The 26,909-nt window shown below is 70.1% G+C and carries 29 protein-coding genes; 13 read left to right on the top strand and 16 right to left on the bottom strand.

Annotated elements, in window-relative coordinates; all coding sequences use genetic code 11:
- Window positions 1-100: 100 nt before the first annotated feature.
- Genes NRY95_17520 through NRY95_17485 form a run of 8 tightly spaced genes read left to right on the top strand, consistent with a single transcriptional unit; the run spans window position 101 to window position 8,682 of the window.
- Window positions 101-610, top strand: a complete 510-nt coding sequence (locus tag NRY95_17520) for a GspH/FimT family pseudopilin (GenBank protein UYC15490.1) — start codon at window positions 101-103, stop codon at window positions 608-610.
- A complete protein-coding gene (gene pilV, locus NRY95_17515; GenBank protein ID UYC15489.1) occupies window positions 603-1,082 on the top strand; it encodes a type IV pilus modification protein PilV in 480 nt (159 codons plus the stop codon). The genes NRY95_17520 and pilV overlap by 8 nt, the downstream gene beginning before the upstream one ends.
- The gene (locus NRY95_17510) at window positions 1,079-1,993 is read left to right on the top strand and encodes a PilW family protein (protein UYC15488.1); all 915 of its coding nucleotides are present in this window, start codon (window positions 1,079-1,081) and stop codon (window positions 1,991-1,993) included. The genes pilV and NRY95_17510 overlap by 4 nt, the downstream gene beginning before the upstream one ends.
- Window positions 1,990-2,529 carry a PilX N-terminal domain-containing pilus assembly protein gene (locus NRY95_17505; protein ID UYC15487.1) on the top strand — a complete coding sequence of 180 codons (540 nt, stop codon included), beginning with the start codon at window positions 1,990-1,992 and terminating at the stop codon, window positions 2,527-2,529. The genes NRY95_17510 and NRY95_17505 overlap by 4 nt, the downstream gene beginning before the upstream one ends.
- Window positions 2,526-5,816, top strand: a complete 3,291-nt coding sequence (locus NRY95_17500) for a PilC/PilY family type IV pilus protein (protein ID UYC15486.1) — start codon at window positions 2,526-2,528, stop codon at window positions 5,814-5,816. The genes NRY95_17505 and NRY95_17500 overlap by 4 nt, the downstream gene beginning before the upstream one ends.
- Window positions 5,817-5,818: 2 nt before the next feature.
- On the top strand, window positions 5,819-6,241 hold the full coding sequence (locus NRY95_17495; protein UYC15485.1) for a type IV pilin protein: 423 nt from the start codon (window positions 5,819-5,821) through the stop codon (window positions 6,239-6,241).
- Window positions 6,242-6,292: 51 nt separating this feature from the next.
- The gene (gene ubiH / locus NRY95_17490) at window positions 6,293-7,507 is read left to right on the top strand and encodes a 2-octaprenyl-6-methoxyphenyl hydroxylase (protein UYC15484.1); all 1,215 of its coding nucleotides are present in this window, start codon (window positions 6,293-6,295) and stop codon (window positions 7,505-7,507) included.
- Window positions 7,504-8,682, top strand: coding sequence for a UbiH/UbiF family hydroxylase (locus NRY95_17485; GenBank protein ID UYC15483.1), 1,179 nt, complete (start codon window positions 7,504-7,506; stop codon window positions 8,680-8,682). The genes ubiH and NRY95_17485 overlap by 4 nt, the downstream gene beginning before the upstream one ends.
- 363 nt (window positions 8,683-9,045) lie before the next feature.
- Here NRY95_17485 and NRY95_17480 read toward each other — a convergent pair whose 3' ends face one another.
- From NRY95_17480 to NRY95_17470, 3 genes are all read right to left on the bottom strand, one after another.
- Window positions 9,046-9,444: an EF-hand domain-containing protein gene (locus tag NRY95_17480; protein UYC15482.1), complete on the bottom strand. Its 399-nt coding sequence runs from the start codon at window positions 9,442-9,444 to the stop codon at window positions 9,046-9,048.
- Window positions 9,445-9,493: 49 nt separating this feature from the next.
- Window positions 9,494-10,216, bottom strand: a complete 723-nt coding sequence (locus NRY95_17475) for a hypothetical protein (protein UYC15481.1) — start codon at window positions 10,214-10,216, stop codon at window positions 9,494-9,496.
- Window positions 10,217-10,312: 96 nt separating this feature from the next.
- The gene (locus NRY95_17470; protein UYC15480.1) at window positions 10,313-11,233 is read right to left on the bottom strand and encodes an SMP-30/gluconolactonase/LRE family protein; all 921 of its coding nucleotides are present in this window, start codon (window positions 11,231-11,233) and stop codon (window positions 10,313-10,315) included.
- Between the two features lie 135 nt (window positions 11,234-11,368).
- Here NRY95_17470 and NRY95_17465 point away from each other — a divergent pair, with 135 nt between their 5' ends.
- Window positions 11,369-12,484, top strand: coding sequence for a Gfo/Idh/MocA family oxidoreductase (locus tag NRY95_17465; protein UYC15479.1), 1,116 nt, complete (start codon window positions 11,369-11,371; stop codon window positions 12,482-12,484).
- A 281-nt stretch (window positions 12,485-12,765) separates the two neighbouring features.
- Here NRY95_17465 and rlmM read toward each other — a convergent pair whose 3' ends face one another.
- From rlmM to NRY95_17430, 7 genes are all read right to left on the bottom strand, one after another.
- On the bottom strand, window positions 12,766-13,806 hold the full coding sequence (gene rlmM / locus NRY95_17460) for a 23S rRNA (cytidine(2498)-2'-O)-methyltransferase RlmM (GenBank protein ID UYC18616.1): 1,041 nt from the start codon (window positions 13,804-13,806) through the stop codon (window positions 12,766-12,768).
- 34 nt (window positions 13,807-13,840) lie between these two features.
- A complete protein-coding gene (locus tag NRY95_17455) occupies window positions 13,841-14,401 on the bottom strand; it encodes a nucleoside deaminase (protein UYC15478.1) in 561 nt (186 codons plus the stop codon).
- A complete protein-coding gene (locus NRY95_17450) occupies window positions 14,401-14,781 on the bottom strand; it encodes a hypothetical protein (protein UYC15477.1) in 381 nt (126 codons plus the stop codon). The genes NRY95_17455 and NRY95_17450 overlap by 1 nt, the downstream gene beginning before the upstream one ends.
- A gap of 61 nt (window positions 14,782-14,842) precedes the next feature.
- Window positions 14,843-15,238, bottom strand: coding sequence for an STN domain-containing protein (locus NRY95_17445; GenBank protein ID UYC15476.1), 396 nt, complete (start codon window positions 15,236-15,238; stop codon window positions 14,843-14,845).
- Between the two features lie 53 nt (window positions 15,239-15,291).
- A complete protein-coding gene (locus tag NRY95_17440) occupies window positions 15,292-16,242 on the bottom strand; it encodes a DMT family transporter (protein UYC15475.1) in 951 nt (316 codons plus the stop codon).
- Window positions 16,243-16,312: 70 nt separating this feature from the next.
- Window positions 16,313-17,050: an AraC family transcriptional regulator gene (locus tag NRY95_17435; protein ID UYC15474.1), complete on the bottom strand. Its 738-nt coding sequence runs from the start codon at window positions 17,048-17,050 to the stop codon at window positions 16,313-16,315.
- Window positions 17,051-17,239: 189 nt separating this feature from the next.
- Window positions 17,240-18,994, bottom strand: a complete 1,755-nt coding sequence (locus tag NRY95_17430; protein UYC15473.1) for a glutamine--tRNA ligase/YqeY domain fusion protein — start codon at window positions 18,992-18,994, stop codon at window positions 17,240-17,242.
- Window positions 18,995-19,092: 98 nt separating this feature from the next.
- Here NRY95_17430 and NRY95_17425 point away from each other — a divergent pair, with 98 nt between their 5' ends.
- The gene (locus NRY95_17425) at window positions 19,093-19,734 is read left to right on the top strand and encodes a glutathione S-transferase family protein (GenBank protein ID UYC15472.1); all 642 of its coding nucleotides are present in this window, start codon (window positions 19,093-19,095) and stop codon (window positions 19,732-19,734) included.
- A gap of 9 nt (window positions 19,735-19,743) precedes the next feature.
- Window positions 19,744-19,971: a DUF2007 domain-containing protein gene (locus NRY95_17420; GenBank protein ID UYC15471.1), complete on the top strand. Its 228-nt coding sequence runs from the start codon at window positions 19,744-19,746 to the stop codon at window positions 19,969-19,971.
- A 100-nt stretch (window positions 19,972-20,071) separates the two neighbouring features.
- Here NRY95_17420 and NRY95_17415 read toward each other — a convergent pair whose 3' ends face one another.
- The 3 genes from NRY95_17415 to NRY95_17405 are packed head-to-tail and all read right to left on the bottom strand — an operon-like array spanning window position 20,072 to window position 23,135.
- On the bottom strand, window positions 20,072-20,533 hold the full coding sequence (locus tag NRY95_17415) for a response regulator (protein ID UYC15470.1): 462 nt from the start codon (window positions 20,531-20,533) through the stop codon (window positions 20,072-20,074).
- A complete protein-coding gene (locus tag NRY95_17410) occupies window positions 20,530-22,440 on the bottom strand; it encodes an ATP-binding protein (protein ID UYC15469.1) in 1,911 nt (636 codons plus the stop codon). Before NRY95_17410 ends, NRY95_17415 begins: the two co-directional genes overlap by 4 nt.
- Entirely contained in the window at window positions 22,437-23,135 is a 699-nt protein-coding gene (locus NRY95_17405; GenBank protein UYC15468.1) for a LuxR C-terminal-related transcriptional regulator, read from the bottom strand. Before NRY95_17405 ends, NRY95_17410 begins: the two co-directional genes overlap by 4 nt.
- Window positions 23,136-23,262: 127 nt before the next feature.
- Here NRY95_17405 and NRY95_17400 point away from each other — a divergent pair, with 127 nt between their 5' ends.
- Both NRY95_17400 and msrA read left to right on the top strand, forming a co-directional pair.
- Window positions 23,263-23,778, top strand: coding sequence for an SgcJ/EcaC family oxidoreductase (locus NRY95_17400; protein ID UYC15467.1), 516 nt, complete (start codon window positions 23,263-23,265; stop codon window positions 23,776-23,778).
- Between the two features lie 113 nt (window positions 23,779-23,891).
- Window positions 23,892-24,542, top strand: a complete 651-nt coding sequence (msrA, locus tag NRY95_17395) for a peptide-methionine (S)-S-oxide reductase MsrA (protein UYC15466.1) — start codon at window positions 23,892-23,894, stop codon at window positions 24,540-24,542.
- A gap of 17 nt (window positions 24,543-24,559) precedes the next feature.
- On the opposite strand, the gene NRY95_17390 is transcribed toward msrA, so the two are convergent.
- The 3 genes from NRY95_17390 to rnk all read right to left on the bottom strand — a co-directional run bounded on the left by NRY95_17390 (window position 24,560) and on the right by rnk (window position 26,870).
- Window positions 24,560-25,258, bottom strand: coding sequence for a hypothetical protein (locus NRY95_17390; protein UYC15465.1), 699 nt, complete (start codon window positions 25,256-25,258; stop codon window positions 24,560-24,562).
- A 169-nt stretch (window positions 25,259-25,427) separates the two neighbouring features.
- Window positions 25,428-26,393 (bottom strand): transaldolase, encoded by a 966-nt coding sequence (gene tal / locus NRY95_17385; GenBank protein UYC15464.1) that lies wholly within the window; start codon window positions 26,391-26,393, stop codon window positions 25,428-25,430.
- Window positions 26,394-26,441: 48 nt separating this feature from the next.
- Window positions 26,442-26,870 (bottom strand): nucleoside diphosphate kinase regulator, encoded by a 429-nt coding sequence (gene rnk / locus NRY95_17380; GenBank protein ID UYC15463.1) that lies wholly within the window; start codon window positions 26,868-26,870, stop codon window positions 26,442-26,444.
- Between the last annotated feature and the right edge of the window lie 39 nt (window positions 26,871-26,909).

Raw genomic sequence — 26,909 nt, 5'->3', positions numbered from 1 at the left:
ACGCAGGATCGACGGGGGAGAGGGCATGCGGTATCGAGCCAAAGACCGGGCCTGGCCTTGGTCCGGCGGGGGCGCCGGCGGGTTCAGCCTGATCGAGTTGATGGTGGCGATCGCCGTGCTGGCGATCGTGCTGGCCATGGCGGTTCCCGCCTTCGCCGCGCTGATCAACACCAATCGCCTGGTGGCGCAGTCCAACGAACTGGTGGCCTCGCTGCAGCTGGCGCGCTCGGAAGCCGTGCGCCGCAACGCCAATGTGGTGCTTTGCCCGAGCAGTGACGGCAGCAGTTGCGCCGGCATCAGCGCGGCCTGGCCCGGGTGGATCGTGCGCGTCTCCAGCAGCGGCGAGCTGCTGCGGGCGAACCTGGTCGATCCCTCGGTGCAGGTGCGCGCTAGCGCCGCGGTCAACGACAACGCCGCCGCGATCGTGTTCTATCCCGACGGCCTGGCGCGCGACGCCAGCAACGGCCTGCTGGCGGCCAGCATCGCGGTGTGCATGGCGGTCAGCCGTCCCGAGAACAACCAGCGCCGGATCGGCATCGCGGCGGGCAGCCGGGTGGCGATCAGCAGCGAGAATACCCAGGCGGCCTGTGCCGTGCCCGCCGATGAATGAGCGTTCGCCGCCACGCACGCCGGGGCCGCGCCGCCAGGCGGGGGAATTGTTGCTGGAAGTGCTGATCGCGGTGTTGATCCTGGGGATCGGCCTGCTCGGCATCGCCGCGATGCAGGCCACCGCGCTACGCAACAACCACAGCGCGATGCAGCGCAGCCAGGCGGTGGTATTGGTCACGACCCTGCTGGATGCGATGCGGGTGAACCGCAGCGTGTCCCTGGCCGGAGGCTATGCGCTCAGCCGCACCTGCGCCGCGCCCACCGCCGGCACCCTGGCCGCCACCGATCTGAACGCGTGGATGCAGTCGCTGCACAGCATGGTCGGCGCCAGCGCCTGCGGCACGGTCAGCTGCAGCAGCGGCCTGTGCACGGTCACCGTGGACTGGGACGACAGCCGCGCCAGCGATGCGTCGGCCAGCGGCGTCGGCAGCGGTGCGGCACGCTACAGCCTCAGCATGAGCGCCCAGCTGTGAACGCCGGCGCGCGTTCGCGGCCGGGCGCGGCGGGATTCGGCCTGATCGAGTTGATGGTCGGGATGATGCTCGGCCTGATGGTGACGATCGCGGCGATCGGGATCTTCCTCAGCAACCAGCAGACCTACCGCAGCAGCGAAGGCCTGAGCCGCATCCAGGAAAGCGCACGCACCGCCTTCGACCTGATGTCGCGCGACCTGCGTGTGGCCGGCGGCAGCGCCTGCACCCATCGGGCGTTGACCAACACGTTGAGCAGCAGCGCGTGGTGGGGCAGCCTGGGCCGCTGGGGCGACGCGCTGAAGGGCTATTCGTCCAGCGCCGAGTTTTCCGACGCCACGCCCGCGTTCGGCAGCGGCAAGGGCGCGCGCGTGGCCGGCACCGCGGCGCTGCAGATGTTCTCCGGCAGCGACTACGTCGCCTCCGTCGCCGCCGACAGCGGCACGGTCTTCACCTTGAACGGCAGCCTGCACGATTTCGTCAGCGGCGACGTGCTGCTGGTGTGCGACGGCAACACCAGCAGCGTGTTCGCCGCCTCCAGCGTCGCCACGACCAGCGTCTCCCATCCCGGCACCATCAGCTACGCCGCCAATGCCGCGGTGGCGCGGTTCAATGCGCTGCGCTGGTATGTCGCCTACAACGGCAACGGCAGCACGTCGCTGTACCGCAGCCGCCTGTATGCCGGCGCGCTGAAGCAGGAAGAGGTGGCGCAGGGCGTGTCGGCGATGGCGCTGAGCTACCTGGTCAGCGATGCGACCACCTATGTCGATGCGGCGGCGGTCAGCGACTGGTCGAGCGTGATCGCGGTGCGCATCGCGCTGACCGTGGACAGCCCGGACAAGGTGGGCAGCGACGGCAAGGTGCTGCAGCGATCGATGGTGCACGTGGTCGGTTTGAGGAATCGCAACGGATGAACATGGTCACAATCCCGGTGTCCGGCGCCGCATCGCAGCGCGGCATTTCGCTGCTGGTGGCGTTGATCCTGCTGCTGATCATGTCGCTGCTCGCGGTAGCGGTGCTGCGCAGCACCTCGCTGGAGGAGCGGATGAGCGCGAATCTGCTGGATCGCACCCGTCAGTTCCAGGCGGCGGAGTCCGCGCTGCGCATCGCCGAGACCGCGATCTCCGCAGGGGTGAGCGTGCCCAGCAGCGGCTGCACCAGCGGTGTGTGCGTCGCGCCGCTCGCAGGCGCGACCGACCGCTGGCTGGACAGCGGCTTCAGCGGCTGGACGACGGCGAGCAACACCGGCAACACCGATACGGCCATCACCACCAGCTACATCATCGAATACATGGGCGACGGCGCCTACGGGCCGAACTGCACCACCTCCAAATCCACCGCGTCCACCGACGCCAACTGCGACATGCAGCGCTACCGGATCACTGCGCGCAGCACTGGCAGCGACCGCGCCGCGGTAATCCTGCAAACCAACTATCTGGTGGCCAAATGAGCGCAATGGCGCGCGTGCGCGGCATCCGCCTCGGTCCGGCGCTGTTGTGGCTGGCTGCGCTGGTTTCGGCGCCGGCTTCGGCGGCGACGAGCGGCCTGGACCTTCCCGACACTCCGCTGATCACCGACACCACGGTGGCGCCGAACATCCTGTTCATCCTCGACGATTCGGGGTCCATGGACTACACCTACATGCCCGACAGCGTGCCGGCGACCGGCACCGTGTCCGATGTCGCACTGAAGACCTACGCGCGCAACACCATCTACTACAACCCGGCTACCAGCTACACGCCCTGGGTGGATTCGACCGGCACGCAGATGACCGGCGGGATCAGTTACGGCAGCGTCTACACCAGCCTGGAATCGGCTTCCGGCAGCACCACCAGCCTGTATGCGAGCGTGCAGACCTTCTACGTGCCCAAGAACACGGCCAGCACCGATACGACGGTGTACCTGGCCAACGGCGCCAACTACTACCGCTACCAGATCCTGACCAGCGGGGCGATCTACCGCAGCGAGTACACCACCTACAGCGCCGCCAACACGCCCTCCACCGCCTCCTCGATGGGCTGCGCCACCTCCACCTCGGGCAGCGGCTGGCGCAACTGCGTCAGGACCACGCCGACCGGGCGCAGCGAGGCGGCCGAGCGGGTCAACTTCGCGACCTGGTATTCGTACTACCGCACCCGCAACAAGGTCGCCAAGGCCTCGGCCGGGCGCGCGTTCAGCGAACTGGGCGCGAACGTGCGGGTCGGCTTTCGCACCATCTGGGCGCGGCAGCTGCATACGCTGTCCAGCAACTACATCACCAACGCGTACCCGATCCCGGTCAACAACAACGATGGGCTGTTCGACGATCCGAACGGGACTACCGGCAGCAACAACAACCGCACGCAGTGGTACGACCGCCTGTACAGCGCCAACGCCAGCGACAGCACGCCGCTGCGCGGCGCGCTGGCCTCGGCGGGAACCTACTTCAGCAGCAGCGATGCCGCCGGCCCCTACGGCCCGGAGTCGGGCACCAACCAATATGCATGCCGGCAGAACTTCGCGATCCTGACCACCGACGGCTACTGGAACGAGTCCAGCTACACCCCGACCGCCGGCGAGCAGGACAATGCCAGCGGGTCGACGATCACCGGGCCCAGCGGCAATACCTACACCTACACTCCTGCGCTTCCCTACAGCAGCGCCTATGCGGACACGCTGGCCGACGTGGCGATGCGCTACTGGAAGAACGACCTGCGCAGCGACCTGTCCAACATCGTGCCGACCAACAGCGACGACCCGGCGTTCTGGCAGCACATGGTCACCTTCGGCATCTCCATCGGTGCGGCGGGCACGCTGGATCCGTCCACCGACCTGGCGGCGATCACCGCCGGCACCCTGTCCTGGCCGAAGCCGGTCAACAACACCATCGTCAACATCGACGACCTGTGGCATGCCACGGTCAACGGCCACGGTTCGTTCGTGGTCGCCAGCGATCCGGACAGTTTCGTCACCGCCTTGCAGTCGGCGCTGGCCGCGATCACCGAGCGCACCGGCTCCGGATCCAACATCAGCGCCACGTCCACCAGCCTCAGCAGCAGCACCCAGCTGTTCTCGGCGCTGTACGTCTCCGGCACCTGGAGCGGACAGTTGCTCGCCTGCGCGGCCACGGTCAGCACCTGCAACGCGAGCAGTGCGTCCTGGCTGGCGACGGCGGGCATGCCGGCCGCCACCGCGCGCACCATCGTTACCTATGAGAACGCGGCCGGCGCCAGCTTTCCCACCACCACCCAGCAGACCGCGCTCGGCGGTGCCGATATCGCCAGCTACCTGCGCGGCGACCAGAGCAACGAGAAGCAGAACGGCGGCACGCTGCGCAACCGCAGCACGGTGCTCGGCGACATCGTCGATTCCACGCCGGCCTACGTCGGCGACACCGGCACCGTGTACGTGGGCGGCAACGACGGCATGCTGCACGCCTTCGATGCCGGCACCGGCGCCGAGCTGTTCGCCTACGTGCCCGGGGCGCTGGCCATGAGCGATCTGGCCACGCTCGCCGATCCCGATTACACGCACCAGTTCTTCGTCGACGGTCCGGTGGTGGTATCCACGCGGACGCAGACCAGCAGCAGGAACATCCTGGTCGGCGCCCTGGGGCGCGGCGGCAAAGGCCTGTACGCACTGGATGTCAGCAGCCCGACCGCGTTCTCGGCCAGCGCCGTGCTGTGGGAGAAAACGGAAACCTCCGCCGGCAACATGGGCCTGGTGCTCGGCCAGCCGTTCATCGCCAAGCTCAACAACGGCGTGACCGCGCTGGTGACCGGCAACGGCATCAACAGCGGCAACGGCCATGCGGTCCTGCTGGTCTACGACCTGAGCACCGGCGCGCTGATCCGGGAACTGGACACGGGCAGCGGCGGCACCACCACCGCCACCAGCAACGGCCTGTTCGCCCCGACCGGCTGGGATGCGGACGGCAGCGGCACGGTGGACTACGTGTATGCGGGGGATCTGCAAGGACATGTGTGGAAGTTCGACCTGTCCGCCAGCGCCGCCGCGTCCTGGTCGGTCGGCAACGGCGCGGCGGCGCTGTTCAGCGCGACCAGCAGCGCCGGCGTGGCGCAGCCGATCACCGGCGGCGTGCTGGTCGCCGAGGATCCCGGCACGTCGGCCACCTGGGTGTTCTTCGGCACCGGCCGCTACCTGCTCAAGAGCGACCTCCAGGACACCTCGGTGCAGACCATGTACGGCATCGTCGACGCCGGCGCCACCGTGGCGCGCAGCGGCCTGACCGCGCGCAGCATCGCGGTCAGCAGCACCAGTTCCGGCTACGGCGTGCGCGGCTTCCAGAGCTATGCCGCGCTGCCGGCCGGGTCGCAGGGCTGGTCGCTCGACTTGCTGACCGATGCCAGCAACCCGCAGGGAGAGCGCGTCGTCGGCACCCCGGTGATCTCCGGCACGACCCTGGTGTTCAGCAGCATCATTCCCAGCAGCAGCGCCTGCCAGTCCAACGGCACCAGCTACGTCAACGCGATCAGCGCATTCACCGGGACCAGCACCAAGACCGGGTATTTCGACCTGGACGGCAACGGCAGCACCAGCAACGACACGCTCACCACCAGTGCCGGCGCCAGCGTCGCGGTCGGTTCGGTGGCGATCAGCAGCGGCATGGCCAGCGTGGCGGCGCTGCTCAACGGCAAGCTGGTGGTCAGCGACTCCAGCGGTACCAGCACCAGCCTCGCCACGTCGGCGATCAGCCCGAGCCGCGTGTCCTGGCGCGAGGTCATCAAGGAGAAATGAGCATGCAGCGCCAGCGGCACCCCCAGCGGCGGCGGATCGCCGGCTTCACCCTGATCGAACTGATGATCGTGGTCGCGGTGATCGGAATCCTGGCGGCGATCGCCTATGCCAGCTACACCTCCTCGATCGTCAAGTCGCGGCGGCGCACGGCCGCGGCCTGCCTGCAGGAGCGCGCCCAGTTCATGGAGCGCTACTACACCACCAACATGACCTATGCCGGCGCGCCGGATCCGGCGCAGTGCGAAGCGGTCTCCAATTTCTACAGCGTCGCCTTCAGCGGCACGCCCAGCGCCACCGCGTTCAAGATCGTCGCCACCCCGCTCGCCGGCCAGGCCGTCGCCGATACCGCCTGCGCGGCGCTGGGCATCGACCAGACCGGCACGCGCAGCGCCACCGGCAGCGCCGGCGCCGGCAGCTGCTGGTAGCGCAACGGCGGCGTGTTCGTGGTCTGACGGCGGCGGTCGTATCATGGCCGGATGAGCAAAGCACATGACGTAGTGATCGTCGGCGGCGGCCTGGTCGGCGCCAGCCTGGCCATCGCGCTGGACCGCCTGGGCGTGGACGTGGGCCTGATCGAGGCCGCGCCGCCGGGCGCGCTGCCGCCGGTGTTCGACCAGCGCAATCTCAGCTTCGCCGCGGCCACGGTCAACGCGCTGGGCGCGCTCGGGGTGATGCAGCGGCTGCGCACGCCGACCGGCCCGATCCGGCGCATCCACGTCAGCCGCGAAGGCGATTTCGGCCGGGTGCGGCTGGACGCGGCCGACTATGGGCGCGAGGCGTTCGGGCAGGTGGTGGTGGCGCGCGACTTCGGCGAGGCGCTGGAGGCGCGGTTGGCCGAGGCGACCCATGTCAGCCGCTACCGGCCGGCGCAGTTCCTGGCGCTGGAGCCGGGCGAGGAGGCAGGGGTGCGCTCCGTGCGCATCGCCCAGGACGGCGCCACCCAGGTGCTGCAGGCGCGCCTGCTGGTCGGCGCCGACGGCAGCGCCAGTGCGGTGCGCGGCGCGCTGGGCATCGACGCGGCCCGCCACGATTTCGGCCAGACCCTGTTCGTGGCGCGGGTGCGCGGCAGCCGCCAGCCCGATGGCACCGCCTACGAGCGGTTCCGCGACGACGGCCCGACCGCGCTGTTGCCGCGCGGCGACCGCCACTACGGCGCGATCCACGCGGTCGCCGCCGAGCAGGCCGACGCGGTGGCCGCGCTCGACGAGGCCGCCTGGCTGCAGCGCCTGCAGGAGGCGCTGGGCTGGCGCGTCGGCCGCCTGCTGGGCAGCGGCGAGCGCAGCGCCTACCCGATCGTGCAGGTGCTGGCCGGGCGCCTGACCGATGCGCGCGCGGTGCTGCTCGGCAACGCCGCGCAGACCCTGCACCCGCTGGGTGCGCAGGGCTTCAACCTGGGCCTGCGCGACGCGCTGACCCTGGCCGAACTGATCGAGCGCGACCGCGCCGATGCGGGCGCGCCGGCGCTGCTGCAGCACTACGCGCAGCGCCGCGAACAGGACCGGCAGCGCACCGTGACCTTCTCCGGCGGGCTGGCGCGGCTGACCGCCAACCCGGCGCCGCTGCTGCGCCCGCTGCGCAGCCTGGGCCTGCTGGCGGCGGCGCAGGCCACGCCGCTGCAGTCGTTCCTGGTCGGCGGCGCGATGGGCTTCCGCGGCGAAGTGCCGCAGCTGTGCCGGGAGGCGACGGCATGAGCCGGCGCGGGGTGCTGGACGTGGTGGTGGTCGGCGGCGGCGTGGTCGGCGCCGCCTGCGCATTGGCGCTGGCCGCCGAAGGCCTGGCGGTGGCCCTGGTCGAGGGCCGCGAGCCGCCGCGCTGGTCGCCGGCCGAGCCGGACCTGCGCGTGTACGCGTTCGCACCGGACAATGCCGCGCTGCTGCAGGCGCTGGGCGTGTGGCCGCAGGTGCTGGCGCGGCGCGCGCAGGCCTACCGACGCATGCGCGTGTGGGATGCCGGCGGCGGCGGCGAGCTGGACTTCGATGCCGATGCGCTGGGCCGCGACCAGTTGGGCTGGATCGTCGAGCATGCGTTGCTGGTCGAGCAACTGTGGGCGGCGCTGCCGGCGGCTGGGGTGCAACTGCACTGTCCGGCGCGGGTCGAGGCGCTGGAGGCGTCGGACGAGAGGGTGCGCCTGCGCCTGGACGACGGCAGCCGGCTCGACGCGCGCCTGGCGATCGCAGCCGACGGCGCCGATTCCACGCTGCGCGGCCTGGCCGGACTGGACGCGCCGGCGCACGACTACGGCCAGCGCGGCGTGGTCGCCTTCGTGCACACCGAACGGCCGCACCAGGACACCGCCTGGCAGCGCTTCCTGCCCGGCGGCCCGCTGGCGTTCCTGCCGTTCGCCGACGGCCGCAGTTCGATCGTGTGGACGCTGCCCGAGGCCGAGGCGGCGCGAGTGCTGGCGCTGGACGACGCCGCGTTCGGCGCCGAGCTGACCCAGGCCTTCGGCGCGCGGCTGGGCGCGGTGCGCGCGCTGTCGCCGCGGCTCGGTTTCCCGCTGTGCCGGCAACTGGTGGAGGACTACCACCGCGGCCGCCTGCTGGTGCTGGGCGACGCCGCGCACGTGGTGCATCCGCTGGCCGGGCAGGGCGTCAACCTCGGCCTGCGCGACGTCGCCGCGCTGGCCGCGCAGGTGCGGCAGGCGCAGGCGCGGCGGGTCGACTGGTCGGCGCCGCACCGGCTGGCGCGCTGGGCGCGCGGCCGCCGCAGCGACAACACCGTGGCCGCCTACGGCTTCGATGCGATCAACCGGCTGTTCTCCAACGACGAGATGCACCTGACCCTGCTGCGCGGCCCGTTGCTGGGCCTGGCCGGCAAGCTGCCGCTGCTGATGCACGGGTTCTGGAAGCGCGCGTCGGGGGTGTAGCGATCCGGGGTGGGGCGAGAGGCGTTGGTCGCTCCTGCGGGAGCGGTGCGGGCACAGCGGGCATCGGCCCCGGTAGCGCGAGGCGTCCGCTCGTCGCGACTGAAGTCCAACAGAGACTTGCGGTGAACCGGCTGGGTGCACTGTGGGAGGGACTTCAGTCCCGACTGTTTCCGAAGCCGGGGAGCTGGATGTCTTCGTTCGTCGCGGTTGAAACCGCTCCTACAGGGACTTGCGATTGGTTGGATGGGTGCACTGTAGGAGGGGCTTCAGCCCCGGCCGTGGCGTCGGTCGCGTTCGCCGCGGCTGCGGTCCGCGGCTCACACGCGGCTGGTCTGCACGCGGTACCCGACCCTGCGCGACGAATTACTTGAGCCAGCCGGCCAGCTGCTCGCGGCTCAGGCGCCCGCGGCGTTGCGGGTCCAGCGAGTCGAATTCGTCGGCCAGCGCCGGGCTGGCCTGCGCTTCGCTGCGGCTGATGTAGCCGTCGTGGTCGCTGTCCAGCGCGTCGAAGTCGATGCGGTAGTTGCCGGCGACGGTGTCGGGCTGGACCGTGCGCACGGTGACCGGCGCCTGGCCGTGCGGGACCTCCAGCCGCACCTGGTGGGTCACCTCGCCGCTGCTCAGCGGCTGCGCCTGCACGATGCTCGGCACGTCGCGCAACGGCTCGGTGACGACGCTCGAGGTCGGGTTGAGGTTCTGCGCGGCGGCCGGGCCGATGGCGGCCGCAAGCACGCAGGCGGCGAGGGAGGAAAGGCGGTACATGGACACAACGGACTCCGGTGGTTCGACATGATGGAACGGCGTTGCAGCGTCAGCCGGGGATGAACGGGAACGCCAGTTTCAGCAGTCCCTTCAGTGCGCCCTCGGCGGTGCTGGCGATGGCCTTGGCGCCGAGGCTGTTGAGCGCGCGGCGCACATCTTCCCAGCGTAGCTTGGCCACGTCCTTCTTCAACAGATCGGCCACTTCCTCGGCGGTGGGAGTGAGCTTCTCCAGCTCGCGCACCACCTTCTCCGGCTCCGGCTGCAGGTAGCCCCAGCGCTCGGCGATCTTGAGCAGGGTGTCGAAGCGCACCGCGACCACGTCGCGGTTGCGCTCGTACACCGGCAGCGCGCCGACGTCGACGATGGCCTGCTCGAAGCGCTGCTGGTCGTCCGGATGCTCGATGCGGATCGCCAGGAAGCCTTCCTTCTTGCTGCGTTCGCTGACGTGCTTGGCCCCGGCGCGCAGGTTGTCTTCGGTGAGCACGGTGGCCACGATGCGCTCCAGCGCCGCGTCGCCGTCTTCGGGCACCAGCGCGCGCCAACGCGCATAGCCGTCGCGGCGCAGGCCCTTCACCTTGGCCGGGGTCACCCGCAGGCGCAGCGCCACCGCGTTGTTGGAGTCGCTGCGCGAGATCGCGCCGTCGCGTTCCATCAACACGAAGATCAGCAACTCCAGGTCGCGCTTGGTCAGCGACTGGAACCCCTGCAACAGGGTCAGGCGCAGGAATTCGTCGGCGAAGCCGGCCGGGTCTTTCAGTTCGATCGGCTGCATGTGCGCGGCTCTCCAGTCAGTGCAGGCAGGATGCCCGACGCCGATTGCGCGGACTGAGACGGCGATGCGATGCGCATCCCAGCGCCATTGTATGGACTAAGGCCCGTATTCGCGTCCGGAGCGATCGCTGCGGAAGGTCTCGATCGCGCCGCGGTCCTGCAGGGTCACGTACACGTCGCGCCCGTCCTTGCCGCCGAAGGCCACGTTGGTGGGCTTGCGGCCCTTGGTCGCGATCTCGTGCAGGATCCGGCCGGCCGGATCGAGCACCAGCACCTTGCCGGCGTCGTAGCGGGCCAGGTACAGATTGCCGTCGGCGTCGCAGCGCATGCCGTCCAGGCCGAAATCGGGGAACGCCAGCAGCAGGCGCTTGTTGGACAGCGTGCCGTCGCCGGCGCGGTCGTAGACCCACAGCTTGCGCTGCACGCTCTCGTTGACGTACAGGCGCTTGCCGTCGGGGCTGACCTCGATGCCGTTGGTGGTGCCCATGCCGGTTTCGACCAGGTGCGCGCTGCGGTCGCGGTCGATGCGCCACAGCTGGCCGCCCTCGCCTTTCCAGTCCGGGTCGCTGGCGTACAGGGTGCCGTCCGCGGCGATGGCGATGTCGTTGGGCTGGAACGCGCCGGGCAGCGTGGCATAGACCTCGATGCGCTTGCTGTGCGGCGCGATGCGCAGGATGCGGTGCTGGCCGTAGTCGGCCACGTACATGCGCCCGGCATGGTCGAAACGGATGCCGTTGCCGATGCTGCCTGCGGGCAGGTCCACGAACAGCGCGGCCGTCGCGCGGCCGTCGGCGGCGAAGCTGACCCGGCCGATGCTGCCCTCGTGGCCGAAGTTGACCACGTACAGCGCGCCGTCCGGGCCGCTGGCCGGGCCTTCGATGCCGTGGGTGAACACGCCATCGCCGATCAGGTCGCGGGCGCGGAACAGCGCGGCGTCCGCTGCGGGCGCCGCAGCGGATGCGCCAGCCAGCAGCAAAGCCGCAGCGGCAGCGGCACGCAGGGACAGACGAGGGGACATGGATCGATCCGGTGCGAATGCAGGGCCGGGCAGTGTGCCAGACGTGCCGGCGGCGACGGGAGAGCGCTCACATCGCCGGGCGGTGGATACGTTAAGGTTTCCGGCACGTTGTATCCGGCCATCAGGGAGATCCGCATGTCGCTGTCCTCGCCGAATCGTCGCCGTGTGCTGCTCGCCGGCCTGTCCGCGGCGGGCGCAGGCCTATTGGGATCGCCGTTGTTGGCGGCCCCGCGCGGCAAGCCGAAGAAGCCGCTGGGGGTGGCGCTGGTCGGATTGGGCGATTACGCCAGCACGCGCCTGGCGCCGGGCCTGGCGCTGACCAGGCATTGCCGGCTGGCCGGCATCGTCACCGGCTCGCCGCACAAGATTCCGCAGTGGCAGGCGCGCTACCGCATTCCCGATCGCAACGTCTACAGCTACGACGACCTGGAGCGCATCGCCGACAACCCCGACATCGATGTGGTCTACGTGGTCACGCCGACCCATCTGCATGCGCCGCTGAGCCTGCGCGCGGCGGCCGCCGGCAAGCACGTGTGGTGCGAGAAGCCGATGGCGATGCATGCCAACGAGGCGCAGTCGATGATCGCCGCCTGCGCGCGCAACAAGGTGCGGCTGAGCATCGGCTACCGCATGCAACACGAGCCGAACACGCGGCGGATCATCGCGCTGGCCGGCGAGCGCCCGTTCGGCGCGATGCGCACGGTGCGCGCCGAGGCCGGCTACAACGGCTACCGCGACACCGATCCGGCGCAGCGGCCATGGCGGCTGCGCGCGCAGTTCGGCGGCGGCGCGATGTACGACATGGGCGTGTATCCGCTCAATGCGGCGCGCTACACGGTCGGCGCCGAGCCGCTGGCGGTCAGCGCCACCCGCTCCACCGACCGGCCGGCGCTGTTCGACGAGGTCGACGAACACATGCAGTTCAAGCTGGAATTCCCGCACGAAGTGCTCGCCGACTGCGCCACCAGCTTCGGCCGCAGCATGAACCGGCTGCGCGCCGAGTGCGAGCGCGGCTGGTACGAACTGGCGCCGTTCCAGAGCTACGACGGCATCCGCGGCCGCGCCAGCGACGGGCGTGTGTTCGACGCGACGGTGCGCCACCAGCAGGCGCTGCAGATGGACGAGGACGCGCTGGCGATCCTCGACGGTACGCCGCTGCGCGCGCCGGGCGAGGAAGGCCTGCGCGACATGCGCGTGATCGACGCGATCCACCGTTCGGCGCGCGAGGGCGGCAAGCGGATCGTGCTGTAGCGGGTGCGGGTGGTTGCGGGCCAAGGGATGGTGAAGGCCAGCGCGGGTTTCTCCTTATGTGGGAGCGACTTCAGGGCACCTCTAATAACCCCAAAAACTCGACTAAAACGCTCGCAAGTCATTGATGCGCATAGTGCGAAATTTTTAGAATCGAGGGTATTAGAGGTGCCCTGAAGTCGCTCCCACAACACCGCGCTAGCTGCAAGCATCCGAGTTGGAATGCTCTTAGGACCTCGGTGCGCCTGGCATCGAAGCCGTATCGCGACGACCGGCGCAGCGCCTCAGGCCGGCATCGCCAGCACGGTGATCTCTTCGCGGTCGTGGTACAGCTGCTTGGCGCGGATCTGCAGCGGCCGCTCGGCGCGTTCGGCGAACAGGTCCAGGCACAGCTGGGTCTCGTCCCAGCGCTTCTTCATCGGCAGCTTGAGGTTGAAGATCGCGTGCCGGCACCAGCCTTCGCGGAACCAGGTGCCCATGAGTTCGGCGACGCGGCGCGGCTGCTCGACCATGTCGCAGACCATCCAGTCCAGCGCCTGCGGCGGCTTCCAGTGGAAGCCGTCGGCGCGCAGGTGGTCGACCAGGCCGCTGTCGAGCACGTGCTGGCGCAGCGGGCCGTTGTCGACGCTGGTCACGTGCAGGTGCTGGCGGGTCAGTACCCAGGTCCAGCCGCCGGGCGCGGCGCCGAGGTCGGCGGCGCGCATGCCGGGCTTGAGCAGCGCCTCGCGCTCTTCCGGCGCCAGCAGCGCCAGCAGCGCTTCTTCCAGCTTCAGTGCCGAGCGCGACGGCGCTTCCGACAGCAGCTTCAGGCGCGGAATGCCCAGCGGCCACGGCGCGCTGTCGTCGCTGTCGGCGACGGCCAGCAAGGCGTGGGTGCCGGCGAGGAAGCACACGTGCAGGCGCGGCAGCTTCGGCTGCGGCTTGTCGCTGAGCAGGCCGGCCTTGCGCAGCGCCGGGCGCAGCGCATTGCCGAAACTGCGCGCCAGCCCGGACAGCTGCTTGCCTTCGTCCGAATCCGGGTGCTCCACCCACAGGTCGCCGAAGCGGCTTTGCCCGGCCAGCGCCTGCAGCATCGGCGCGATCCGGTCGGCCGGATCCAGCTCGCGCAGTTCGGCCAGCAGGCGCAGTTTCTGCCGCGCGAAGATCAGCCCGCGCCATGGCAGCGTGCGCGGCGGCAGGGCCGTTTCGCAGAGCAGCAGCGCATAGCCGCTGTTGCGCTCGGTGCGCGCATAGGCCGGCAGGTCGGCGCGCGCGGCGCGGTCGTTCAGTTCGGCCGCCAGTTCGGGCTCGAAGCCTTGCCGGCAGTAGCACAGCAGGCCGTTCAGGGAGGACATGGACGAAGCCTTCGCCGGGCGGCGGTCAGTAGCGGGGGCTGTCGAGCTCGCCGTAGCGGCGCAGCACCGCGCAGGCGGCGTCGCGATGCAGGCCGCGCACCACCTCGATGCCGCGGCGCTCCAGTTCGCCGATCCAGTCCGCCGGCAGCGGGCCTTCGTCGAACGGGGTCAGCGCCATCACGTCCTCGGCGCTGGCGCCGATCAGCAGCCGGTCGATGCCGGCCCAGATGGTCGCGCCATAGCATTGGCAGCACGGCTGCGCCGAGGTCGCCAGGGTCACCGGCGCCAGCACCGCGTTCAGCCGCGGCGTCTGCAGGCGCTGCTGCGCGAGCATGTAGGCCATGTTCTCGGCGTGCGCCAGCGACGTAGTCTGCGGCACCACCCGGTTCACGCCGACCGAGATGATGCGGTGGTCCGGGCCGAACACCGCCGCGCCGAACGGACCGCCGCTGCCGGCGTCCACGTTCAGCCGCGACAGTTCCACCGCCAGCGCCACCTTGTCGGCATCGCCGGGATAGACGGCCTGCGGATCGACCGCCTCGTGGATCCAGGCGGGCAGGGTGAGGTGGACTTGCGCGTAGAGCATCAGCGGACGGGTTCGGCAGGCTGGGGGTCGCGCAGTGTATCGGCTTGCGCGCCCTTGGCGCTGCATTGCCCGGCCACGCACTGGCAGCCGCTGATCGCGCGCGAGCCGCACACGCTCATGCGGCCGCTGGCCTGGCATTGCGCCATCACGCCCTGCGGATCGGTGGGACTGTCGCGGTTGACGCAGGCCGGCATCGCGCCGCAGCAGTTGCCGACGTCCTTGACCGCGCAGTCGGCGTCGCTGCGGCAACTGCTGTCCACCTTCACCGGCAAACCGGGCGCGGCGGGCCTGGCGCCTTCGCTGCGTGCGCATCCGCTGAACAAGAGGGTGCCGGCGAACAGGCACAGACAGCACAGCAACAGCGCGAAACGACTGAACATGGCGACCTTCCGTGCGAGAGACCGCTGCCATCCTAACGCGCATGGCCGCGGCGCCGGCAACTCAGCGGCGGCCGACGGCGATCGTATCGGCGGTTTCCTGCCTGACCTGGAGCGCGGTGCCGTCGATGGCCTGGTGGATCGCCTGGCGGATGCTGATCCGGCCCTTCACCGCATTGACCTGCAGCGGCGACAGCGACTGGTCGTCGTAGACGATGCCGCAGCCGGTGCCATGCGCCAGCTGTTGTGCGGTTTCGTCGAAACGTGCGGCCGGAAGGTCGTAGGCGTGGTCCGGCACGCTGTCGCACTTGCCTTGCGCCGCTGCCGCTGCCGTTGCCGGCGCAGGCGCAGGCGCCGCAGCGGCGGGTTGGGACGGAGCGGAAGACGGCGCCATGTCGCAACCGGCCAGGAGGGCGAGCAGCGCGAGGCCGGCACAGGAGGTAGGGAAGGCAGCAGACATGGGCAAAGGTTCCTGGGACGGGTGAATGGCGGTCCTAGTCTAGGTGCCGTGGCTTAACCCGGGGTGCGGCTGGCCTCCGCCTCCGGTGGCGCATGCAACCAAGCGCACCACAGCACGCCGACCAGCAGGCAGGCGATCGCCAGGGTTTCCAGCGGCGTGGGCCAGCGCGCCTCCCACAGGAAACCATAGAGCAGCGCGAACACGGTTTCGAACACGATCATCTGCCCGACCAGGGTCAGCGGCAGCAGCCGGCTGGCGTGGTTCCAGCAGGCATTGCCGATCACCGAGGCGAACACGCCCAGCACGATCGCCACGCCCCAGAACCGCGCCCAGTCCGCCGCCGCATGGCCGTGGCCGAACGCGAACGCGGGGATCGCCAGGGTCAGCGCCAATGCGCCGGTGACCACGCCGGTCAGCATCGACCAGTCGCGCCCGGAGATCTCGGGCCGGCGCGCGAGCCAGCCGGCGTTCTTGACCGAATACGCCGCCCAGCACGCCAGCGCGCCGACCGCGCACGCCAGCCCGGCCGCGCGCGTGCCCACGCTGGTCTGTGCGGGATGCGCGGCGTCCAGCGTCTGCGCTGCGACCAGCGCCACGCCGAGCACGCACAGCGCGCACGGCGCGGCCAGCCGGCGCAACTGCATCGCGCCGGCCGCGCGCGAACCGAGCACCGTGACCACCGCCGGCAGCAGACCGATGATCAGCGCGGTGGTCGCGCCGCCGGCCCATTGCACCGCGCTGCCCAGCAACACGTAGTAGACGATGTTGCCGAGCAGGCTCAGCCGCAGCAGCGCCCACCATTCCGGCGCCCCGAGCGCGCCGGTGGCGGTGCGCCAGCGCGGCGCCAGCAGCAGCGCGGCGACCGCGCCGTAGGCCAGGTAGCGCGACACCGCCAGCTGCAGCGGCGAGAACCCGGCGAGCAACTGCGGCGCCAGGAACACCAGTCCCCACAACGCGCCGGCCGCCACGCCGCTGCCCACTCCCGCCCATAAACGCCTGCGCATGCCGTGTCCTGTCGCTTCGTTCCGAATGGCGCCAGCATGGCCTGCGCGTGCCGCCCCGGCTTGTCCCAGGCTACTGGTCCGGCGTTGCGGCCGTCGCCCGATGGCGGCGGCGATAGGCGGCGGGCGTGTGCCCGGTCGTACGCCGCAGGGCGCGGGTCAGCGCGCTCTGGTCGGCGTAGCCGCTGTCCAGCGCCAGTTGCGCGATCGGGCGCTCGCCGTACGCCAGTTGCCGGCGCACCCAGTCCAGTCGCCGCGCCGACAGCCATGCCTGCGGCGTGCGCCCGAGCGCTTCGCGGAACAGCGCATGCAGGCGGCTCACGCTCAGGTGCGCGGCCTGCGCCATGCGTTCCACCGGCCATGGCTGGCCCGGGGCGTCCTCGATGCGCCGGCACAGCGCCTGCAGCCGTGTCCAGGCGCGGCGCTGTGCGCACAACTGGCGCAGCGCCAGCGCTGCGCAGGCTTCGGCGCTGGCGCTGGCCTGGACGGGGTCGAGCGTGGCCAGCAGACGCTGCAACTGCGGCGGCAGGTCGATGAAGGGAACGCGCTGCAGGCGCTCCAGTGCGTCGTCGTCGAAGGTCGCCGTCGCGCAGTCCAGCACCAGGAAGCGGTTGTCGCCTTCTGCCGACTGCGCATGCCGCGTGTGCGGCGCGACGACGGCGCCACGGAACGCATCCAGGCGGCTGCCGCGTCCGCCGACCTCCATCTCCAGTTCGCCACGCAGCGGCAGCACGATCTGCACATGCGCGTGCTGGTGGGCATGGCCATCGCGGCCGTAGCTGCGCAGGCTCAGGGTGGGGGCGGGCGACATGGGCGCTACGCTAACGCGCTGGCGATGCCATTGGAAAGCGCGGCGCTGGCAGCGACGGTGCGAGGCGGCCGTCGCGGCACTGCATGCGGTCGGGCGCCGCATGCCGGAAACCGCGTCAGCGATGCGGCGGTTGCGCGCCGCGCGCCGGCCGACCCCGCGAAACGGTCGGCGCGGCGAGGCGCGGTTGCGTCAGGCTGCGCCCTGGCCGCTGCTCCAGGTGTCGCGCAGGGTCACGCTGCGGTTGAACACCGGCGTGGCCGCGCTGTGGTCGTAGCGGTCGGCGACGAAATAGCCGCTGCGCTCGAACTGGAACGCCTGCTCCGGCGCGGCCTGTGCGGCGGCCGGCTCGACGTAGCCGCGCACGCTGCGCTTGGACGCCGGGTTCAGATGGTCGCGGTAGGTCTTGCCGTCGGACTCGTCGTCGGGCTTCTCCACCGAGAACAGGCGGTCGTACAGGCGGATCTCCGCCTCCAGCGCATGCGCCGCGCTGACCCAGTGGATGGTGCCCTTGACCTTGCGGTTGGCGCCTTCCATGCCGGGGCGCGACTCCGGATCCAGCCAGCCGCGCAGCTCGACGATCTCGCCGGCGGCGTTCTTGACCACCTCGTCGACGCGGGCGATGCCGGCGCCGCGCAGGCGCACTTCGCCGCCCGGCACCAGCCGCTTCCAGCCCTTGGGCGGGACTTCGGCGAAATCCTCGCGCTCGATCCACAGTTCGCGCGAGAATGGCACCTCGCGCGTGCCGAAGGATTCGTCCTTGGGATGGTTGGAGAAGCGCAGCGTCTCGCTGTGGCCTTCCGGCAGATTGCCCAGCACCAGCTTGAGCGGCTCGATCACCGCCATGCGCCGCGGCGCGGCGGCATCCAGGTCCTCGCGCAGGCAGCCTTCCAGTACCGAGAAATCGATCACCGAGTTCTGCTTGCTGATGCCGACCCGGTCCACCAGCAGGCGCAGCGCCGCCGGGGTGTAGCCGCGGCGGCGCAGGCCCTGCAGGGTGTACATGCGCGGGTCGTCCCAGCCGTCGACCAGCTGCTCGGCCACCAGCTGGGTCAGCTTGCGCTTGCTCATCACCGTGTAGTTGATGTTCAGGCGCGAGAACTCGATCTGCCGCGGCTTGGCCGCCTCGCGCGGCAGGCCCTTGTCCAGCAGCGGCTGCAGCAGCTCCGGATGGCCGGCCAGGTCGACCTTGTCCACGCACCAGTCGTACAGCGGGCGGTGGTCTTCGAATTCCAGCGTGCACAGCGAGTGGGTGATGCCTTCCACCGCATCGCCCAGCGAATGCGCGAAGTCGTACATCGGGTAGATCGGCCAGACGTTGCCGGTGTTCTGGTGCTCGACGTGCTTGATCCGGTACAAGGCCGGATCGCGCAGGTTGATGTTGCCGCTGGCCATGTCGATCTTTGCGCGCAGGGTGCGCGCGCCGTCGGGGAACTCGCCGGCGCGCATGCGCCGGAACAGGTCCAGGTTCTCCTCGACGCTGCGCTCGCGGTAGGGCGAATTGCGGCCCGGTTCGGTGAGCGTGCCGCGGTAGTCGCGCACCTGCTCGGCGGTCAGGTCGCAGACGAAGGCGTGGCCGTCGGCGATGAGCTTCTCCGCGGCCAGGTAATACACCTCGAAGTAGTCCGAGGCGTGGCGCAGTTCGGCCCAGTCGAAGCCCAGCCAGCGCACGTCGTCCTGGATCGCGGCGACGAACTCGGGGTCTTCCTTGGCCGGGTTGGTGTCGTCGAAGCGCAGGTTGCAGCGTCCGGCGAACTCGGCGGCGATGCCGAAATCCAGGCAGATCGCCTTGGCGTGGCCGATGTGCAGGTAGCCGTTGGGTTCGGGCGGGAAGCGGGTGCGCACGGCCGCGTGCTTGCCGCTGGCCAGGTCCTCGCGGACGATCTGGCGGATGAAGTCTTTCTTCTCGGCCGGGGCGGTGGCGTCGGTGGCGGGGGTCTCGGACATGCGCGCTTCAGCAGAAAGTAAAGCGCAAGTTTAGCCGAGCTGGCCGCTGGCCGCCCCGCCGCGTACGCTGCGGGTCTGTCCACGTCCGAGATCGCGTCATGCCGCTTCCCCGTCTGGTCATCGGCGACAAGAACCTGTCTTCGTGGTCGCTGCGGCCGTGGCTGCTGCTGCGCCACTTCGACGTACCGTTCGAGGAGGTGCCGCTGCCGCTGGATACGCCGGAGTTCGCCGCGCGCATCGGCGCCTATTCGCCGACCGGGCGGGTGCCGGCGCTGTGGGACGGCGAGTTGCAGATCTGGGATTCGCTGGCGATCTGCGAGTACGCCAACGAGCGCTGGCTGGGCGGCCGCGGCTGGCCGGTGGCGCTGGAGGTGCGCGCGCAGGCGCGGGCGGCGGCCTGCGAGATGCATTCCGGGTTCCTGGCGCTGCGCCGGCAGCTGCCGATGCAGGCCTGCCGCCAGCCCGACGGCGAGCGCTGGGACGCCGAGGCGCGGGCCGATATCGCGCGCATCGTGCAGCTGTGGGCGACGCTGCGCGAGACCCAGGGCGGCGGCGGGGCGTTCCTGTGCGGCGACTTCGGCATCGTCGATGCGATGTTCGCGCCGGTGGCGCTGCGTTTCGCCGGCTACGGGGTGGAGGTGCCGGCGCAGGCCGCGCAGTACATGGCGGCGCTGGAGGCCTTGCCGGCGATGCGCGAATGGCGCGCCGGCGCGGCCGCCGAAGTCGCCGTGCGCGGCTGAGGGCGGGCCATGCAGATCGCCTATCGTGCCCAGCACCTGATCGACGCGCACCTGGCCAAGCACGCGCTGGAGGATGCCGGCATCACCGCGTTCGTGTTCGGCGAGGCGCTGCTCGGCGGCGCCGGTGAACTGCCGTTCGGCGTGGTGCAGGTCTGCGTGGCCGACGAACTGCTGGAGAAGGCGCAGGAAGTGCTCACGGCACTGGGCCTGGGCGGCCAGGTCACGCGGGCGATGTAGGTTTGGGGCCGGGATTGGGGATTCGGGATTGGAGATTCGAAAAAGCAGGCCTGCGGCTCTTGCGAATCCCCAATCCCGAATCCCCAATCCCGGCCTTCAATCAATCGGCGCGCCAGCCTGGTGGGGCGGCTTCCGGATCGGCCAGCGCGCGCAGGCGCTTGAACAGCACCGTGGTCTCGGCCACGTTCCAGACCCGCAGCGCGACTTCGAAGGTGTCCAGCGGCTTGGTCAGGAAGTCCTTGGCGCCCAGGCCGAGCGCGCGGTGGCGCGCGCTGCGGCTGGGGTCGGCGGTGAGCACGATCACCGGCAGGAAGCTGGACGCGCCGGCCAGCCGCGACAGCTGCTCCAGGATCGCGTAGCCGTCCAGCTCCGGCATCATCAGGTCGAGCAGGATCAGGTCCGGCGCGAACGCCGAGACCAGGCCCAGCACGCGTTGCGGATCGGTGGTCGCCACCACCTGCTGGAAGCCTTCGCGCTGCAGCAGGTCTTCGAGCAGGCGGACGTTGGCCGGTTCGTCGTCGACGATCAGGATGCGCGAGGCGAGGACATCGTTGCGGGTCATGCGAGGTGTCGGTCCAGAACGGTGAAGAATTCGGCCACGTCCAGCGGTTTGGTCAGGTAGGCGCGTACGTTGTCGCCCTGCACCCGCGCCAGCGTGGCGGGCGTCGCGTCGGCGCTGACCACCACCACCGGGATCGCCGCGGTGTGCGGCTGCTCGCGCAGTTGCCGCAGCAGGTCCTCGCCGTTGCCGTCGCTCAGGTGCAGGTCGAGCAGGATCAGGTCGGGGCGGGCCTGTTGCAACTGCGCGCGCGCCTGCGCCAGCGTCGCCGCCTCGTGCAGGCGCCAGTGCGGGCGGCGCTCGGCCAGGGTGCGGATCAGCGCCTGGTTGGAGGGATTGTCCTCGACGCTGAGCACGCTGCGCTGGCCATCGCCGGCCGCCGTCGCGGCGATCGCCGGATGCGGCGCCGGCGCGTCGGCGGGCCGATCCAGCGGCAGCGCGATCCAGAACCGCGAACCCTCCGGGCTGCTTTCCACCACGATGCGCCCGCCCATCGCTTCGGTCAGGCGCTTGCTCAACGCCAGGCCCAGGCCGGTGCCTTCGATCGCCGAGCGCTCCGCGCCCAGCCGCTCGAACGGAGTGAACAGCCGCTGCACCTGCTCGGTCGACAGGCCGTGGCCCCGGTCGTGCACGGCGATGCCCAGGAACTCGCCCTGCCGCTCGGCGCTCACCCACACCGTGCCGTCGGGGCGGTTGAACTTGATCGCGTTCGACAGCAGGTTGATCAGCACCTGGCGCAGGCGCTGCGGATCGGCGCGCACGGTCCAGGCCGGCGGGATCTGCAGCGGTTGCAGGACGATGCCGCGGGTGTTCGCCTCCGGCGCGACCAGGCCCAGCGCTTCCTCGACCGCCGTGCGCACCGGGACCGGCTGCAGGCTCAGGTCGAGTTGGTCGGCCTCGATGCGGGCGATGTCCAGCAGTTCGGTGATCAGCCCGAGCAGGTGTCGCCCGGCACCGAGGATGTGCTGCAGCTGGCCGCGCTGCGCGGCGCCGGGCAGGTCCATTTCCAGCACCTGCGCATAGCCGAGGATGGCGTTGAGCGGGGTGCGCAGCTCGTGGCTGCTGCGCGACATGAACTCGGTCTTGGCACGGTTGGCGGCCTCGGCCTCGCGCCGCGCCGACTGCGCCTCGGCGGCACGCGCGGCGAGCAGGGTGCTGGCCTGGTCCAGGCGTTGCGCGACCTGGCCCAGTTCGTCGCCGGTGCGCAGTTGCGGCGCCAGCGGCAGGCCTTCGCCCAGGCGGTCGGCATTGGCCGACAGCACGCGCAGCCGCCGCGACAGCGACGAGGCGAACCAGGCCACCGCGAACACCGCGCCGAGGCCGCCCAGCATCGCCGCGCACAGGGTGATCAGCAGGTTGCGCTGGCGCAGCGCCTGCGCCTTGGCGGTGCGGACCTGCAACTGCGCGGTCTCGTAGTTGCGCAGCTCGCGCAGTTCGGCGCGCAGGATGTCGAGCTTGACCTTGCCCTCGCTGAGCTGGCGGATTTCTTCCTCGCGGCTCAGGTCCGGCGCCAGCAGCCGGCGCCAGCCCTGCATCTTCTCCGCGAACAGCGGCTGGATGCGGGCGAAGCGCTGCGCCTGCTGCGGATCGGTGATGCGTTGCGCCAGGCGCTGCACCACGGTCTGCAGGCGCGGCTCGGCGTCGCGGTACGGGGTCAGGAACGCGTCCTGCCGCACCAGCCGGTAGCCGCGCACGCCGGCCGCGGTCTCGGCCAGCAGCGCATGCGCCTCGTACAGGTCGCTGAGCACCTCCAGGGTCTGGCGCACGTCGTTCTCGGCGGCGATGTTCTGCCGTTCCACGCTGTAGATCGCCACCAATGCCGCCAGCAGCAGCAACAGCGGCAGCGCGACCACCGCCAGGCTCTTGCGGGTCAGCGGCCAGTCGTTCCAGCGCAGCGTGGCGGCGCTCACAGCGCCATCCCCGCCTGCACCGCATACACCGCCGCCTGGGTGCGATCGGACACCTGCAGCTTCTGCAGGATGCGCTCCACGTGGACCTTGGCGGTGCCGGCGGAAATGCCCAGTTCCGCGCCCAGCCCGGCGTTGGTCAGGCCACGCGGCAGCAGCGCCAGCACCTGCCGTTCGCGCGCGCTGAGCGCGCCGAGCCGGTCCGGTTGCGCCGGCTTGCGGCGCCGCGGCGCACGCGCCGGTTCGGCCACCGCCGGCGCCAGCAGCGCGGCGATGGTGGCGATCGCCTGCACGTCGCCCGGTGCCGGCGCCATGCGCGCGTTCCAGCCCAGGCACAGCGTGCCCAGCGTGGCGCCCAGCGCGGCGATCGGCACGCACAGCTCGGCCGCTTCGCCCGTGCGCGCGGACAGGTGCCAGGACAGCGCCGGGCCGTCGCTGGCGACGCTGGCGCCTGGCGGCAGCGCGTCGCCATGGCTGGCCAGCACCAGGCTGCGGCTGCCGCGCAGCGCCAGTACCGCCGCGTGCGGCGCATCCACCAGCTCCCGCGCCAGACGCAGCGCGTCGGCCCCGGCCTGCTCGGCGCCGCTGGCGCGGCTCACCGCGTCGGCGGCGTCGGCCACGGCCTGCCAGCGCGCGCTGTCGGCCGCTTCGCGGCGCAGCGCCTGCCGCCATTGGCCCGCATTGAGAGGGGTTTGCATGACGCTCTCCACTATGCCGATCGGCATATTAAAGGATATGCCGCCCAGCGGATTTTGCGCAAGCCGCGGCCGCCAATACTGGCTTCGCCCCAAGACGGCATTCCCTCATCCACAGCGGAGATCCACCATGCGTCGCATCCTGTTCACCCTGGTCCTGAGCCTGTCCGCCACCGCCGCGCTGGCGGCCCCGGCGATGCACTACGATGCCCGGCCGTCGCTGCCGGCCGCCGGCGAGGAGCGCGAGATCGCCGGCCTGTTCGACCGCTGGAACGCGGCGCTGGCCACCGGCAACGCCGACCGCGTCGCCGACCTGTATGCCCGCGACGGCGTGTTGCTGCCGACCGTGTCCAACCAGGTCCGCGCCAGCCGCGCCGAGATCAAGGACTACTTCGACCACTTCCTGGCGGCCAAGCCGCAAGGCGTCATCAACTACCGCCAGGTGCGGCTGCTCGACGACGACAGCGCGGTCGATGCCGGCGTCTACACCTTCACCCTGACCAATCCGGACGGCAGCACCCGCCAGGTGCAGGCGCGCTACACCTTCGTCTACGAGAAACGCGACGGCCGCTGGCTGATCATCAACCACCACAGCTCGGCGATGCCGGAAGTGGTGGGCGGCGGCAGCAAGGCCGCGGCGCATTGACCTGGCGGGCGCGTGGCCTGGGTCCATGGCGGCCCAGCGCCACGCGCACCTTGAAAGCCGGTGCCGGCAGCGCCATCCAGGAGGCATCCCTTTCGATGCCAGGAGTCCGCGCCATGTTGGGAATCGGTGCCTTCAAGCAGCGCCTGCCGCGCCCGGGCGAAAGCCTGCCCGGCCGCGCGGAGCCGCTGCCGCTGCACAACCGCCATTTCGTCAATGGCCACCCGCTGCGCGACGCGTTCGCCGGCCTGCAACAGGTGCAGTTCGGCCTGGGCTGCTTCTGGGGCGCCGAGCGCAAGTTCTGGACGCTGCCGGGGGTGTTCAGCACCGCGGTCGGCTACGCCGGCGGGCAGACGCCCAACGCCACCTACCGGGAAGTGTGCTCCGGCCAGACCGGCCACACCGAGGCGGTGCTGGTGGTATTCGATCCGCAGGCGGTGAGCTTCGAGCAGGTGCTGCAGACCTTCTGGGAAAGCCACGATCCGACCCAGGGCATGCGCCAGGGCAACGACACCGGCACCCAGTACCGCTCGGCGATCTACTGCAGCACCCAGGCGCAGTACGACGCGGCCATCGCCAGCCGCGACGCCTACCAGCAGCGCCTGCGCGCGGCCGGCTACGGCGAGATCACCACCGAGATCCTGTTCCCGGCGCCGCCGTTCTACTACGCCGAGGACGAGCACCAGCAGTACCTGGCCAAGAATCCGGGCGGCTACTGCGGATTGGGCGGCACCGGGGTCAGCTGCCCGCTGGGGCTGGAGGCCTGAACATCTGAGATGAAGGTTCAGTCCTGAGAATCAGGATCTGCTTTTGCAGATTCTGACTTTTCTTTCATAGTCCGAGTGTTTGGAGCTGATTCTTTGATGCGCGGCTTAACGATGGCTGGTGTTTTAGCTGGCGGCTGAAATGTTGGATAGCACCGATCGAAATCGTGCGTCAACTGATAGGCAGCTTCCGAGCACGCAGATAGCCATGTGAAGAACGGCGTTGCGATCACCAGCGACGCTACTACTCCCACTGCAAGTTGCTTCGAAGGTTCGAAGAGCGTGAAAACCAAGGACGCAACTGGCCATGAAGTGAATGCTGCTGCGTAAAGTGCGGCCGCTGCGATTCTGTAATGTTTCGCAGCTTTCCAGCGTCCCTTTGGCACGAAGTTTAGCTTGTCTTCTGATACGCCGACCATGCCTTTCGCCATTTTGCAGTGGCCCAGTACCCGGGTGGCATCGCTGCGCTCTAGCGCGATTCTGATCTGGTCGGCGCTCAGGTTGCCGCCGATTGCATTGCTGATAGCGATCTGGAGCGCGGGGGCGTCCGCGTTTCGCCAAGCGCCTTTGCGAGTTAGAGCGTAGAGGCGTTGCGTGCGTTTCACAGAATGCCTGAGAAAACCCATTCTCCATTTGAGAAAGAGGATCACCAAAGCTCCGACAGCTCCGGCAACGCCGGGGATGCTGCCGTAATAGCTGATGATCTGAGTAAGTGTCATGTCGGACTCCGCTGTCGGTTGCTCCAACAGACCATGAGTCCTTCTCACGGGATGAGACCAGGCCAACTCGGTTCAATATGTTAGCTACGCAACGCCCGGTCAATATGGTCAAAACGTCGCGTGCAAGCGCGCGACGTTGTCCAAGGGCTCGTGCCTGGGACGCAGACGGCTACGCCGCCAGCTTGTGCCGGATCGTGTCGCGCAGCGCCTGCAGGTCCTTGGCGAAGGTGTCGATGCCGCTGGCCAGTTTCTCGGTCGCCATCGGATCGGCGGCCAGGTCGGCGGCGAACTGCTTGGCATCGATCGGCGCGATCTGCGCGCCGTCGGCCTGGCCGGGCGAGAGCTTGCGCGGCAGCTCGCCATGGTCGGCGTCGAGCTTTTCCAGCAGCTCCGGCGAGATGGTCAGGCGGTCGCAGCCGGCCAGCGCCTCGATCTGCGCGGTGGAGCGGAACGAGGCGCCCATCACCACCGTCTGCGAACCGCGGCGCTTGAACTCGGCGTACACGCCGCGCACGAACTGCACGCCCGGGTCCTCGTCGATGCTGGCCGGGGTCTGCCCGTTGGCCACGTACCAGTCCAGGATGCGGCCGACGAACGGCGAGATCAGGAACACCCCGGCCTCGGCGCAGGCCAGCGCCTGGGTGCGGTTGAAGATCAGCGTCAGGTTGCAGTCGATGCCATCCTTCTGCAGCTGGCGCGCGGCCTCGATGCCTTCCCAGGTCGCGGCGACCTTGATCAGGATCTTGTCCTTGGCCACGCCGCGCTCGGCGTACATGGCGATGAACTTGTGCGCCTTGGCGATGGTCGCGGCGGTGTCGTGGGCCAGGTCGGCGTCCACCTCGGTGGACACGCGCCCGGGCACCAGCGCGCTGAGCCTGCTGCCCACGCCGATGGTCAGGCGGTCGGCGATCTCGTCGACCAGGGCGGCGCGGTCGCCGCCCTGGCTGCGCGCCCAGGCCAGCGCCTCGTCGATCAGCTCGGCATAGACCGGCAGGTCCAGGGCTTTCTTCACCAGGGTCGGATTGGTGGTGCAGTCGACCGGCTTGAGCCGCTTGATCGCATCGTAGTCGCCGGTATCGGCCACGACCACGGACAGCTCGCGCAGCTGGGCCAGCTTGGAAGGAGCGGAAGACATCATCGATAGGTCTCGGAACGGATGGAATGAAGGATAAGCCCGCGCACGTTAACCCGCCGCGGGCGCGAAGTCGCTTGCGGCCTGCACCGCGAGCACGCGCAGGCGCAGCGCGCGTCCGCCGGGGGCCTGCCAGTCGATCGACTGGCCCACGGCCAGGCCGAGCAGGGCGCTGCCGACTGGTGCCAGCACTGAAATGCGGCCTTGCGCGGCATCGGCTTCGTGCGGGTAGACCAGGGTCAATTGGTGGCGTTCGCCGTGCAGTTCGTCTTCGCATTCCACGCGCGAGTGCATGCTGACGATGCCGGCGGGAATCTGGTCGGGCGGCACCACGGTGGCGCGGCCGAGTTCTGCGCCCAGCGCGAGCGCGGCCGGGTGCTGCTGCAATGCGGGGGATTCGAGCAAGGCCTCCAGACGGGCCAGGTCGTGGCTGGACACGATCAACGAAGGGGGCAGGCCGCTTTGCGGTTGCGAGGACATGACAGACTCCTTGGGTCAAGAAAAAGGCGGCGCTGCAAG

This window comes from Xanthomonas campestris pv. phormiicola (assembly GCA_025666215.1).
Taxonomy (GTDB): Bacteria; Pseudomonadota; Gammaproteobacteria; order Xanthomonadales; family Xanthomonadaceae; genus Xanthomonas_A; species Xanthomonas_A campestris_A.
Note: the sequence above shows the minus strand (reverse complement) of the source record. Positions and strands in the feature narration are given on the sequence as shown.